The organism is Phycisphaeraceae bacterium (genome assembly GCA_019636795.1).
In the GTDB taxonomy this organism is placed as follows: domain Bacteria; phylum Planctomycetota; class Phycisphaerae; order Phycisphaerales; family UBA1924; genus JAHBWW01.
Genome location: JAHBWW010000003.1, coordinates 469,530 through 481,581 on the forward strand (window position 1 = coordinate 469,530; position 12,052 = coordinate 481,581).

Genomic DNA, 12,052 nt, shown 5'->3' on the forward strand with positions numbered 1-12,052 from the left:
CTTAATCGGCCCGCGCGACGACTACTGGTTCGGGTGTCAGACTCGAAGCCTGCGTCAGTCCCGCGACGCGCGCAATGACCTCGGCGGCAGCCGATGCCGCGTTGTGGCCCTCGAACGCCGCGGACACTTCACGCAGCGCGCGCTTCTGAGTCTCGACAAGTTCGGGCCGTTCGAGCAGCCCCACGGCTTCATTGACAATGTCATCGGGCCCGCCGAAGTGCGGCACCAGCTCGGGCACAATGCGGCGGCCAGCGATGAGATTGGGCAGGCTGAAGTAAGGCGTCTTGACGAGCCACCGCCCGATGAGGTTGTACATCAGGCGACTTGATTTGTACACAATCACCATGGGCTTGTACTGCCGCGCGACCTGGAGCGTCACCGTGCCCGAGACCACCAGACACAGATCGGCCCAGCGGATCGCCGCGTCTGTCTGGCCGCTCACGACACTGAGTTTCGCCGGCCACGGCGCGCCGCCCGCCATGCCGTAGACAACGCTCTCGGTCTCGGGCCGCGCCACCGCGACGACCCCCGCCATGCCGGGGTGTTCGGATGCGATGCGCCCGAACGCCGCGAGCAGCAGCGGAAAGTTGGCCTCGATCTCGGCGGGCCGCGAACCGGGCAGCAGGGCGATCTTGGGCGTCCCTTCGCTCCACCGCGCGATCGCCGCATCGAGCGCGGCCAGATCGAGCGGATGGTCATACAACGGATGGCCCACGAAGCGCGCCCGCACGTTGTGCTTGCGGAACCACGCTTCCTCGAAGGGCAGCAGGCAGCAGACGAAACTGGTCAGCCGCCGCAACTTGTTGACCCGCCAGCTCGCCCACGCCCAGACCTGCGGCGCGACCAGGTGCACGACCTTGGCGCCCGACGCGCGGGCCATCGCGCAGATCGGGAAGTTGGCCGCCGGTGAATCGACCGGCACATGCACATCGATCGGATGCTCGGCCAGCCATGCCTTGATGCGCTTGTTGATGCGGCGGTGCTCAAGAATCTTGCCCAGGCCGGGCACACCCATCACCGCATCGCGACCGGTTTGCTCAACCACGCTCGCGCCCGCAGCGGCCATCTTCGGCCCGCCCCACGCAAACACCTCGGTCTGCGGATGGCGGGCGAGCAACTCGGCGATCACGGCCGAAGCGTGGTCATCGCCCGACGGCTCAAAGCCGGTAAAGAGAATGCGCACAGGCCTGTCACGCAAGCCGGACATGAGGCGAATCGTAGGTGTGGTCGCAACGCCGGCCATGGATGGGATCGGGCGATTGGGCGCCACATATCATGGCCGCGGGCTTGAACGTCAAACTTCACCTAGACTTTCGACCACCCCACAGGGAGAACCGCGCGGATGCGACTCACGATGGTCGGAACTGGGTACGTCGGGCTTGTGACAGGCACCTGCTTTGCCAACACCGGCAACGACGTCACATGCCTCGACCTCGATCGCGGCAAGATCGAGCGCCTCGCCAGCGGCCACTGCCCGATCTACGAGCCGGGCCTGCCCGAACTGATCCGCAAGAACATCGACGCCGGGCGACTGCACTTCACCGCCGACCCGCGACAGGCCTATGAGGGTGCCGACATCATCTTCATCTGCGTCGGCACGCCCACCGGCACGAATGGTCGCACCGATCTCGGGGCCATCCAGCGGGCCGCCGACGACATCGCCCTCGTCCTGCTCGACCGGCCGCGCGACGCGCCCGCTCCCGTCATCGTCGTCAAGAGCACAGTCCCCGTCGGCACGACGCACATGGTGCGCGACCGCATCCGCGCCAAAGTCGGGCCGAATCTTGCCTTCAACGTCGCCAACAACCCCGAGTTCCTCAAGGAGGGCGATGCCGTCAGCGACTTCAACCGCCCCGACCGCGTCGTCATTGGCGTTGAAGATGAACGCACCGGCGAAGTCTTTCGCGATCTCTACGATCCGTTCGTCCGCAACGGCCACCCGATCTATGTCATGGACATTCTCTCGAGCGAAATGGTCAAGTACGCTTCCAACAACTTCCTGGCGACCAAGATCAGTTTCATCAACGAAATGGCCAACCTGTGCGAAGCCTTCGGCGCCAACATCAATCGCGTGCGAGAAGGCATGTGCGCCGACAAACGCATCGGTCACCAGTTCCTCTATCCGGGCCTCGGCTACGGCGGCTCGTGCTTCCCCAAGGACACGCTGGCCTGCGTGGCGATGGGCGAAGAGTCGGGCACACCCGTCGATGTCTCGCGCGCGGTCCACTCGACCAACCAGCGCCAGCGCGAACGCTTCTTTGGCAAGATCACCGCTCACTTCGGCTCCTCGCTCGCGGGCAAGCGCCTCGCCTTCTGGGGCCTGGCCTTCAAGCCGCGCACCGACGACGTCCGCGAGGCCCCGGCTCTGACACTGGTGCGCATGGCGACCGCCGCGGGCGCGACCGCCACCGGCTTTGACCCCGTCGCCGGCGACAACGCCAAGGCCGAGCTCGGCTCCCTGCTCGAACTGCACGGCGATATGTATCAGGCCGCCAGCGGCGCCGACGCGCTGGTCATCTCCACCGACTGGGACGAGTTCAAAAGCCCCGACTTTGCACGCCTGGCTTCGGTCATGCGCACACGCGTGATCTTCGACGGCCGCAATCTCTACCGCCGCCAGCACCTGGGCACCCTCGGCTTCCATTATTATTCCGTTGGGCGCGCCACCGTCACGCCCAGGGATTGAGCCGTGGCCCCGCGCACGCCCATCGCACCCGGAACCATCACACAGACCGACTGGCTCGAGGGAGTACCGCAGATTGCTCCGGCGACGGTCGATCTTGTCTACGCCGATCCTCCCTTCGCCACCGGAAAGACCCAGCGCGGCCGCAGCGGCGCGTACGACGATGTGTGGCCTTCGCTCGACGCCTGGGCCCTCTGGCTGCGCGAGCGCCTCATCGCGACTCGGCCTCTGCTCAAGAACACCGGCTCGATCCTGTTGCACGTCGATTGGCGCACCAGCCACCGCGCCCGCGTGGTGCTCGATGAGATCTTCGGCCCAGAATCCTTCGTCAATCACCTCGTCTGGGTCTATGGCCTGGGCGGTTCGTCGCCACGCCGCTTTGCCCGCAAGCACGACGACATTCTCTTCTACGCGGCTCAGCCCGACCAGCATTACTTCCAGCCTCCGCGCGTCCCCGCCACCAGCCGCCGCCTCCGCGGGCAGACCAAGAAGGCCACCGATGTCATCGACCTCCCCGCTGCCGATGTTCTGCGCGTGCCAACGATCAACAACATGGCTCTCGAACGCACCGGCTACCCGACGCAAAAGCCGCTGGCGCTGCTGACCCTGCTCATCGAGGCCTGCTGCCCGCCCGACGGGCTCGTGCTCGATCCCTGCTGCGGCTCGGGCACGACGCTCGCAGCCGCCCGACAGACCGGGCGCCGCTGGATCGGGCTCGACCGCAGCGACCAGGCCGTCGCCATCGCACGCCAGCGCTGCGCCGATACGGCCAGCCCCTGACCGCCCGACTTGCAGACCCTACGATCCGCCCGCATGTGGTCGCGACTGCTCAATCTGTACCAGCGCAAGCGCATCGTCAACATCAATGTCAATGTTGTCGTGGCCGGGTTTCTTGCGATCATCATCGCCAAGTATCCCGTCCTGCTCGCGACGCAGTGGATCGGCAGCGAGCACAAGCTCGTCAACGCCTTCGTCGCCGCCGCCATCGACGCCGTCGCCGATGTCATCATCTATTTCATTCTCCACTGGCTGGCCAATCACTGTCGTCAGCCCAAAGGCCGCCCCGTCGGACCGGGCCGCAGTTTCTGGCGCGACGCTTCACTCATCCAGTTCGAGCGTCTGATGCTCACACCGGCCTTCTATGTCATCGCGATCGGGGGCATGTGGGGGCTCCAGCACGCAGGGATCCAGCCGAGTTGGTCGTTCGTGTATTCCTTCGGCGCCGCGATCCTCCTCACCCGCATCATCCACACTTTCTGGGGCCTGCGTACCGGCCGCTTCCGCGATGTGCTGTCCGAGACCGCACAACATCCGCCAAAGACCTGAGCGAGCTTCATTGCGGCAATCGGCGCGTGCATCGGCGGGGAGGCCTGCATCATAATTTCACCCAAGTCTGTCTTCCCCCGTTACCGAAGTCTGCTTTGAGACTTCGGGATGCGTTGCGGGGTCACCCTCCTTGCCTCGGCCCACTACTGGTTGACCCACTCATGAGCATGCTCATCGGCCCAATCGCTCGCTCCAGGAGTCGGCCTCACGCCCGTGGATCTCAGAGACCTCGGCGTCACCAATCATCCTCGCCGCTTGTGCCGCTGCCCGATGCGACAAGATCCGGTACTCGATCCATTGAGCCTCCGAACCCTCGCGCTCAGGCATGCTCATCGCAGCCTCGATGCGTTCGAGCATGTCCTGGACAGTCCGCATCGCCGAAGGCGGGTCATTCAGCGCCAGATCGATCCGGGCCAGCAGGTGCATGCCCATCAGCGTGCGCAACGTCGGGGTGGTGAAATGTCGCTCCCGATGCTGATGATGAGCAGCAACCAAAAGCCTTGCTTCTTCGTGTCCGCCGTGTTCATGAAGAAACTTGCCCAGAAACAGGCGCGAGGCGTTCGTCTCCTGATGGTCTTGTCCCAGCGTGCCCAGCGATGTCTCGAGGGCCTCACGCAGCAGCATCTCCGCCTGGGCGATGTGTCCCTGCGGACGCAGGAAACGACTCGCCAGCGTGCGCAGCGAGCGCACCAGTGTATCGTGCGACCCGTCGAGCATCGACAGCACACCGATCGTCTCGCGCAGCCTCTGCTCGCCATCGGCCAGTCGCCCCGTAGCGCCCAGCGCCGCTGCCTCGTTGAACATCGCGACCGCAGTCTGAATGTGCTCCGGCCCCAGCGTGCGATGCAGCCCGTCGCAAGCCTCGGCCAGCAGCGGCAACGCGCCGGCCGATTGACCCATGCGGTGCAGGGTGTTGCCCTGCTGATTCAGCGCGATGAACACCATCGACTCGTGGACCGGCCCGGCCAGCAGCGCCTCGACATGCAGTTGCTCAAATGCTGCCACCGCAGGCTCGAAGCGCGACATCTCCTTCTCGCACTCGCCCACGGCCCATAGCAGATCGAGTCTGTCTGCGTGACCCGGCGGCAGTGTCTCCATCGAGCGATCGAACGCGGCACGCATATGCGGCCCAGCGTGCGAGAACAACCCGAGATCCATGTACGCCCGGCCGACGATGCGCCGCACCTGTGCGCGAATGTCGGGCTCATCAGCCAGCGCACCCGTCTCAAGCCTCGACGATGCCTCTTCGAGAACGTCAAGCATTCGGACGTTGAGACCGTTGGGGCTCATGGATGCCACGCGAGAAAGCATCTCCTGCAGAAAGAACTGTGCCGCCTGCGACGATGCCCGCTCTCGCTCGGCCTCCTGCGCGCGGCTCGTGGCCAGACGGCCGGCCTCGAGCAGTCGCCCCTGCTGCACCCCCAGCACCATGGTCGTGCCGATCAGCACACACGCAAGCGTGACCCCGCTGGCCATCAGCACCCGGTTGCGGTCGGCCCACCGCGTCAGGCCATACACAGGCCCCGGCTTCCTCGCGACAATGGGCACCTTGTCAAGGTGCCGTCTGATATCGGCCGCCAGCTCAAGGGCCGATCCGTAGCGTGCTCCGCGCTGGCTTGCCATGGCGCACGTGATGATGGCATCCAGATCCCCTCGCAGCTGCCGCGACAAGCCCGCAGGAGAGCAGCGCCTCGCCTCGGCACGCCGCTGCAACGCATCCGATTGCTCACCCTGCTCACGCAGCACCAGCACCGAAGCCCGTTCGTGCCTCAGCGCTGCATCATCGGCTTCATGTGCCCCGGCACGCCGCGCCAGCACCCCGCTCAGAAGGTAATGCATCACTGCACCCAGCGCATACACATCGACCCTCGGGTCGATGTCCGCGTCGCCGCATACCTGCTCAGGACTCATGAACTCGGGCGTGCCGAGCACCTGCCCGTCGCGCGTGGGCCAGGCCTCGGGCACGCACTGCGCGTCGATCAGACGCGCGATGCCGAAGTCGATGATGCGCACTCGCCCGTCACCGTCAACGAGCATGTTGGTGGGCTTGAGGTCGCGGTGGATCACGCCGCGTGTGTGCGAGTGGTGCACCGCTTCGCAGGCCGACACGATCAACTTCAGCCGCTCGCGCACACTCAGTCGATGCAGATCGCAGTAGGTGTGCAGCGCACAGCCCTCAATGAACTCCATCACGAAATATGGTCGGCCACGGCGCGTCGAACCCGCATCGAGCACGCGCGCAAGCCCCGGATGATCGAGTCGCGCCAGTGACTGCATTTCGCCCGCGAAACGCTTGAGCATCATGTCGCTTCCGTCACACCACCGCAAAAACTTGATCGCCACCGTCCGCTGCACCGGCCTGTCCTGCTCGGCACTCCACACGATGCCCCAGGAGCCCTGCCCGATCTGTTCCATCAGCCGGTAACGCCCGCCGACGATCGCGCCCGCCTTCAACTCAACCCCCGCCGCAATCCGCAGCGGTGGCAACAGAAAATCCTCCGTCACACCGCGATCGGCCTCGATTAACTGCTCAACCTCGGTCCGCAATGCCGCATCGCCGTTGCACGCACTTGACAAAAACGCATCACGCTCATCGTGATCGATTTCGACTGCCCTCGAAAACAGCATCGCAATCCGCTCACAACGTTCAGACATGGCCCGTCCGTTCAATCTCGCGCCGCAGCCACGCCGCCGCCAGACGCCAGTCACGCTTCACCGTCGAAAGCCCCAGACCCGTCGCTGCGGCGATCTCTTCGAGGCTCAGCCCCCCGAAGCTGCGCAGCATCACAATCTCGGCCTGGCGCGGAAACTCGCCCGCGAAACGCGTCAGCACCATATCGATGAGCAGGATCTCATCATCAGGATCTTGCCCTTTGGAATCGGTCAGATCCGCCGTCTTTAGTTCAAGGCGCTGCATACCCCCGCCGTGTTTAACCGCGCTCTTGCGGCGCGCCTGATCGACCAGGATATCACGCATCGCGCGGGCCGCGGCGCCGAAGAAGTGCCCGCGCCCGTTCCAGCCAGAGTCCTGCTCACGGACGAGCCGCATGAACGCCTCGTGTACGAGCGCCGTGGGGCCCAGCGTCTGACCCGGCGGTAGCCGACTGAGTTTCGACGCCGCCAGCCGCCGCAGTTCCTCATAAACCTGCGGGAGCAGATCAGCCGCCAACTGCCCGTCTCCATCGAAACAGGAACTACGTCCCGGGTTGGAATCCGCTTCAGACACGCCTGTCCATTGTGACATCCTGACCGCGATCATGCAAGCCCCTTGTCCAGTTCCAGCACCGATCGGTACCCCAACGCACACCATCAGTCCGTTATTTCGCAGCACAGTGGACCGCGCAGGCCGAAGATTTCGGATGACTTCCTGTCCGGAGCCGAGCGCTGGCCCGTCGTCGAGGCCAGGCCGCTTCGCGCCTATGTGCAGGAGCCCGCCATGAACCATCTCGCACGCCTCGCGCTGTTCTTCTCGCTCGCCGTCGCCGCCGTGCTGCCCGCCCGCGCCAGTGACACCGCTTTCACCTATCAGGGCGCTCTCAAGAACTCGGGTGTGCTGGTCTCGGGCACCTACGCCATGACCTTCCGCCTCTACGCCGCCGCGCAGGGCGGCTCGCCTCTGGCCACGCAGTCCCTTCCGGCCGTTGTCGTCACGCAGGGTCTGTTTGCGGTCGATCTTGACTTTGGCACGCTGGCCCTGGCCAGCACCGATCGATGGCTCGAAGTGCAGGTCGGCGCCACCACCCTTACGCCACGTCACAAACTCACCGCCACGCCGCGCTCAGGTGCAACACGCGGTATCTATGTCGATGATCAGGGGCGCGTTGGGCTGGGCGGCACATTTGCCAGCGAACTGCTGACCCTGCGAAGTACCGACGCCAACATCCTTCTGCTCAGTCAGCAGAACCCCGCCGGGCCGCACATCACGCTGCGCAACCCGTCGGGCTCAAACAACACCACCCACGGGGAGATCCGCTTCGATGACGGCTCGCTCGTCGCGTCGCTGCGCTACAGCAAGCCGCTGGTCGGTTCGCCGGGGCTGTTTGTCTCAGGCCCGAACAGCACGCATATGAAGATCCTCGACAACGGGCGCATCGGGCTGGGCGGCGAACTCGAGCCGCTCGCCCTCCTGCATCTGCAAGGCGCAAGTAACCTCGGCGCGTCGGCCCTGACCAATGAAGACCTCATCATCGAATCGCAAGATGCCATCCTCGGGCTGTACAGCAGCCCCGGCGGTTCGCTCGGTTCAGGGATCGCGCTTGGCGAAGTCTCAGGCGGGACCTTCAACGACAAGTGGACGATCGTGCGCGGAACGACGGGGGTGGGTAGCGCATTGCATTTTGTCTACGGGTCCAACCCGAATTATGCCCAGAACGTGACGCGTTTCACGCTGGGCGCCAGCGGCCACGTCATCGTCCCAGCGGGCGGGCGGGTTGGTGTCGGCACAGCCGATCCGCAGGTGCCGCTGCACGTCGCGGGCATCGCGCGCGTCAGCGTGCTCGAAGTCACCGGTGCCGATCTGGCCGAGCGCTTTCCCACTGCCCACGACTCGCCCATCGAGCCGGGCACGGTGATGGAGATTGATCCCGATCGGCCCGGGCATCTGCGCGTCTCGACCGGGCCGCGCTCCACGCGCGTGGCCGGTGTCGTCAGCGGCGCGGGCGGGCTCGCCGCGGGCACCATCATGGGCAACCTGCCCGGCCTCGAAGAGGCCCCCGCAATCGCCCTGTCTGGCCGCGTCTGGGTGCTGTGCGACGCGACCGAGGCACCCATCGCCATCGGCGATCTGCTGACTACCGCGACAACGCCCGGTCACGCCATGCGCGCTGGTCTGCCCGCCCCCGGCGCGATCCTCGGCAAAGCCATGACCGCGCTGCCCTGCGGACAGACTGGCCTTGTGCTCGTACTCGTCTCGCTGCAATAGCACCCGCGTCCACTGCACCCGGTCGCAATGCACCCTGACCCGGAGGACTGACACATGCTGACACTGGTTTCAACGCTCGCGGCACTTGGCCTGGGCGCTGTCCCGCCCGAACCCATCGTCTGGTACACCTGCCCCGTCGAGCCTGCCGGTCCGGTCCAGCGCGGCGGGGGGATGATCAACGACGGCTGGGATGGACCGGGGGCCAACGCGACCACCCTCTACTGGCACATCGAGAACTACTCGAATGATCTGCCCGCAGCCCAGCAGCGCGATGCGTACATCTTCGTGCTCGCGACCTGGGCCAGCGTCGTGCAGATCCACTTCGTCGAGATCGCCGCGCCCAACTGGAACCGGTCCATCGACTTCCGCTGGGCCACGGGCGACCACTGCGCGATCGAGGCTGCCGAGTGCGGCGTGGCCGAGTGCGCCTTCGATGGACCGGGCGGAACGGTGGCCCACGCAGGCTTCCCGCCCGGCGCGGCCTCGGTCTGCGTCAATCCCATGTCCGAGTCCTTCGCGGGCAACGTCCACTTCGATGATGCCGAACTCTACGAACAGGATGTCGGAAACCCCGGCGTCAGCCTCATGCTCGTCGCGGCCCACGAAGTCGGGCACAGCCTCGGGCTGATTCATGACGAAGGACCCGGTGGGCCGCACATCATGCGCCCGACCGTCTCGAGCGCCGATGGCATGCAGGCACCGAGCGCCTCAGACATCGCCCATCTCCAGCAGGGCTACGCCGCCGGCATCGGCAGCGTGACCACCCTCGAAGATTCGGGTCTGTGGGTCAACTCCGCATGGCCAGGCGCGTCGAACGGCCTCGCGGGCAACCCGTTTCGCACGGTTAGCGCCGCTGTCGCCGCCCTCCCGCCTCAGAACGACGGGATCACCATCCATGTCCTCGGCGGCTCGTACCCAGGAAGCCTGACCATCGCCGTGCCCTGCACCATCACCGCCGAGTTCGGCACCGCCCGGATCGGCCACTGAACGAACCGAAAGGACCGCCCTATGCGTTTCGCGCTCGCCCTGTGTAGTGCCACTGTGCTTGCCCTGACCGCCACCACCGCCGCTGCTCAACCCTTCCTCATCGACTACGCAAGCATCGACGCCGGTGCCTCACGCCTCACAGGTGGCTCCTTCGAACTCATCGGCTCGATCGGCCAGCCCGATGCCAGCACCGCAGCGCTCGCAGGTGGCATGTACACCCTCGACACCGGTTTTCTGGCTGTTATCCGATTTGAAGCGTCCTGCAATCCCGCCGATCTCGCCGTGCCCTATGGCACCCTCGACTTCTTCGATGTGCAGTTGTTCCTCAACTTCTACTCCAATGGGAACCTACTGGCCGACCTGAACGGCGATGGGCTCCTCGACTTCTTCGATGTGCAGGCATTCCTCAATCACTACGCAGCCGGTTGCCCGTGACGAGACTCCAAGTCAATGAGACGCCCAGATTAACCAGCCTCGCTGATCGAATCAAGTCGCACAAATCGCGCCCACACCATGGCGCATGCCCCCCATGCCACACATACCCAATACGAATGTTTCATCCACCTGACAGGTTGATCGCAGAAGACTCCGCAAGGTTCAAGGACACCCCGCCGCATAGAGATTGAGAAACGCCTGAACATCAAAGAAGTCCAGCGTGCCATCGCCCGTGAAGTCGGCTGCAAAGTTACCCGCAGCGTACAGGCTCAGGAACAACTGCACATCAAAGAAGTCGAGGGTGCCATCGCCGTTGATGTCCGCCAGACACGGCGGCGGCGACACCGCGCAACCCTGCCACTTGGCAGCGCCGTTCGCCGTCAGGCCGCCGACTGTTAAAAAGCTGCCTCCGACGAACAGGGCCGGGCCAGATCCGTCATCGTGGGGCGTCAGGTCAAAGACAGTTGGACAACATGTACCGGCGATGCCCATGCCGCCCGGGCTGGCCAGCCCTGACCACGCGCTGCCATTCCACCGTGCGATGCCATTGACCACCACCCCTCCGGCCGTCGTGTACTGGCCCCCGACGTACAGGGCTGAGCCGGACCCGTCATCGAAGACAGAGAGTGCTTCGACGTTTAAGAAACCTGAAGGGCCCGTTCCTGTGCCGCTCGGACCGGCCAGTGCCGACCACGAACTCCCATTCCACTTGGCGACACGGTTGACCGTCACGCCACCGGCCGTGGCGAACCCGCCCCCTGCGTAAAGCGCAGGCCCTGAACCATCATCGAAGACTGTCAGGCTCTTGACAGTTTGAGGGTTTCCGCCGACACCAACCCCGCTCGGACCCGCCAGCGCCGACCACGAACTCCCGTTCCACTTGGCGATATTGTTGACCGTCACGCCCCCGGCAGTGATGAACGAGCCTCCGGCGTACAGCGCGGGCCCCGCGCCGTCGTCGAAAGATGTCAAAGCCCAGATCGTGCCATTGGTGCCCGTTGCCGGACCCGACCATGTACTGCCATCCCAGCGAGCGATGGTGGTGGCCGGATATCCTGCGATGCTGGTAAAGTTGCCCCCGACGTACAGGGCTGGACCCGAGCCATCGTCAAAGACCGCAAAGGCACGGACATCTCCCGTTCCTGCGGGGCCAACTCCCACACCGCCCGGACCCGACAGAGCCGACCATGTGGTGCCATCCCAACGAGCGATGCCATTGACCGTCATTCCCCCAATACTGCTGAAGAAGCCCGATGCATACAGGGCCGGTCCAGAACCATCGTTGAACGCGATGAGATTCGTCACGGAGCCTGAGCCGAACATGATGAGGCCGCCCGGGCCAGCAAGCGCCGACCAGGCGCTGCCATCCCAGCGTGCAACGTCGCTGACCGTGACGCCCCCGGCAGTTTCCATCCATCCCGCTGCATACAGAGCAGGCCCGCCTCCTTTGCCGTCGTCATAAACCGCCTGGGAATAGATCAGCGGGACATTGGCCCAGTTGTTCACACCCACGCCATTCGGACCGGCCAGCACCTGCCAGTGCGGCTGGCATGTATCCCCCGCCCGGGCCGTCGGCACACCAAACGCCGTGCCCAGCACGCACGCCAAAACCACCGACTTCAGCACCTCAGCCCGATTCGACGACACCAACGCACTCGCCATTTTCGCACCACGCATGTCAGAAACCTCCAAAAGTGATG

10 protein-coding genes are annotated in these 12,052 nt (G+C 65.0%); 6 read left to right on the top strand and 4 right to left on the bottom strand.

Features of this window, described 5'->3' with window-relative positions:
• Nucleotide 1 precedes the first annotated feature (1 nt).
• On the bottom strand, nucleotides 2-1,207 hold the full coding sequence (gene lpxB / locus KF757_08110) for a lipid-A-disaccharide synthase (GenBank protein ID MBX3322939.1): 1,206 nt from the start codon (nucleotides 1,205-1,207) through the stop codon (nucleotides 2-4).
• Nucleotides 1,208-1,342: 135 nt separating this feature from the next.
• Between lpxB and KF757_08115 the strand changes: the two genes are divergently transcribed.
• The 3 genes from KF757_08115 to KF757_08125 are packed head-to-tail and all read left to right on the top strand — an operon-like array spanning nucleotide 1,343 to nucleotide 4,009.
• The gene (locus tag KF757_08115; protein MBX3322940.1) at nucleotides 1,343-2,686 is read left to right on the top strand and encodes a UDP-glucose/GDP-mannose dehydrogenase family protein; all 1,344 of its coding nucleotides are present in this window, start codon (nucleotides 1,343-1,345) and stop codon (nucleotides 2,684-2,686) included.
• A gap of 3 nt (nucleotides 2,687-2,689) precedes the next feature.
• Nucleotides 2,690-3,463 (top strand): site-specific DNA-methyltransferase, encoded by a 774-nt coding sequence (locus KF757_08120; protein ID MBX3322941.1) that lies wholly within the window; start codon nucleotides 2,690-2,692, stop codon nucleotides 3,461-3,463.
• 33 nt (nucleotides 3,464-3,496) lie between these two features.
• Nucleotides 3,497-4,009: a hypothetical protein gene (locus KF757_08125; protein MBX3322942.1), complete on the top strand. Its 513-nt coding sequence runs from the start codon at nucleotides 3,497-3,499 to the stop codon at nucleotides 4,007-4,009.
• A gap of 171 nt (nucleotides 4,010-4,180) precedes the next feature.
• On the opposite strand, the gene KF757_08130 is transcribed toward KF757_08125, so the two are convergent.
• Both KF757_08130 and KF757_08135 read right to left on the bottom strand, forming a co-directional pair.
• Nucleotides 4,181-6,664 carry a serine/threonine protein kinase gene (locus tag KF757_08130; GenBank protein ID MBX3322943.1) on the bottom strand — a complete coding sequence of 828 codons (2,484 nt, stop codon included), beginning with the start codon at nucleotides 6,662-6,664 and terminating at the stop codon, nucleotides 4,181-4,183.
• Nucleotides 6,657-7,253 (bottom strand): sigma-70 family RNA polymerase sigma factor, encoded by a 597-nt coding sequence (locus tag KF757_08135; GenBank protein MBX3322944.1) that lies wholly within the window; start codon nucleotides 7,251-7,253, stop codon nucleotides 6,657-6,659. The genes KF757_08130 and KF757_08135 overlap by 8 nt, the downstream gene beginning before the upstream one ends.
• 24 nt (nucleotides 7,254-7,277) lie before the next feature.
• On the opposite strand from KF757_08135, the gene KF757_08140 reads away from it, so the two are divergent.
• The 3 genes from KF757_08140 to KF757_08150 are packed head-to-tail and all read left to right on the top strand — an operon-like array spanning nucleotide 7,278 to nucleotide 10,352.
• A complete protein-coding gene (locus KF757_08140; protein MBX3322945.1) occupies nucleotides 7,278-8,930 on the top strand; it encodes a hypothetical protein in 1,653 nt (550 codons plus the stop codon).
• Between the two features lie 54 nt (nucleotides 8,931-8,984).
• The gene (locus KF757_08145; GenBank protein MBX3322946.1) at nucleotides 8,985-9,917 is read left to right on the top strand and encodes a matrixin family metalloprotease; all 933 of its coding nucleotides are present in this window, start codon (nucleotides 8,985-8,987) and stop codon (nucleotides 9,915-9,917) included.
• Nucleotides 9,918-9,938: 21 nt separating this feature from the next.
• On the top strand, nucleotides 9,939-10,352 hold the full coding sequence (locus tag KF757_08150) for a hypothetical protein (GenBank protein ID MBX3322947.1): 414 nt from the start codon (nucleotides 9,939-9,941) through the stop codon (nucleotides 10,350-10,352).
• Nucleotides 10,353-10,514: 162 nt separating this feature from the next.
• On the opposite strand, the gene KF757_08155 is transcribed toward KF757_08150, so the two are convergent.
• Nucleotides 10,515-12,029: a hypothetical protein gene (locus KF757_08155; protein MBX3322948.1), complete on the bottom strand. Its 1,515-nt coding sequence runs from the start codon at nucleotides 12,027-12,029 to the stop codon at nucleotides 10,515-10,517.
• Between the last annotated feature and the right edge of the window lie 23 nt (nucleotides 12,030-12,052).

Excerpts from the sequence above, each read along its gene's own strand:
- lpxB (MBX3322939.1), bottom strand. The coding sequence starts at position 1,207 with ATGTCCGGCTTGCGTGACAGGCCTGTGCGCATTCTCTTTACCGGCTTT.
- KF757_08115 (MBX3322940.1), top strand. The coding sequence starts at position 1,343 with ATGCGACTCACGATGGTCGGAACTGGGTACGTCGGGCTTGTGACAGGC.
- KF757_08125 (MBX3322942.1), top strand. The coding sequence starts at position 3,497 with ATGTGGTCGCGACTGCTCAATCTGTACCAGCGCAAGCGCATCGTCAAC.
- KF757_08130 (MBX3322943.1), bottom strand. The coding sequence starts at position 6,664 with ATGTCTGAACGTTGTGAGCGGATTGCGATGCTGTTTTCGAGGGCAGTC.
- KF757_08135 (MBX3322944.1), bottom strand. The coding sequence starts at position 7,253 with ATGTCACAATGGACAGGCGTGTCTGAAGCGGATTCCAACCCGGGACGT.
- KF757_08145 (MBX3322946.1), top strand. The coding sequence starts at position 8,985 with ATGCTGACACTGGTTTCAACGCTCGCGGCACTTGGCCTGGGCGCTGTC.
- KF757_08150 (MBX3322947.1), top strand. The coding sequence starts at position 9,939 with ATGCGTTTCGCGCTCGCCCTGTGTAGTGCCACTGTGCTTGCCCTGACC.
- KF757_08155 (MBX3322948.1), bottom strand. The coding sequence starts at position 12,029 with ATGCGTGGTGCGAAAATGGCGAGTGCGTTGGTGTCGTCGAATCGGGCT.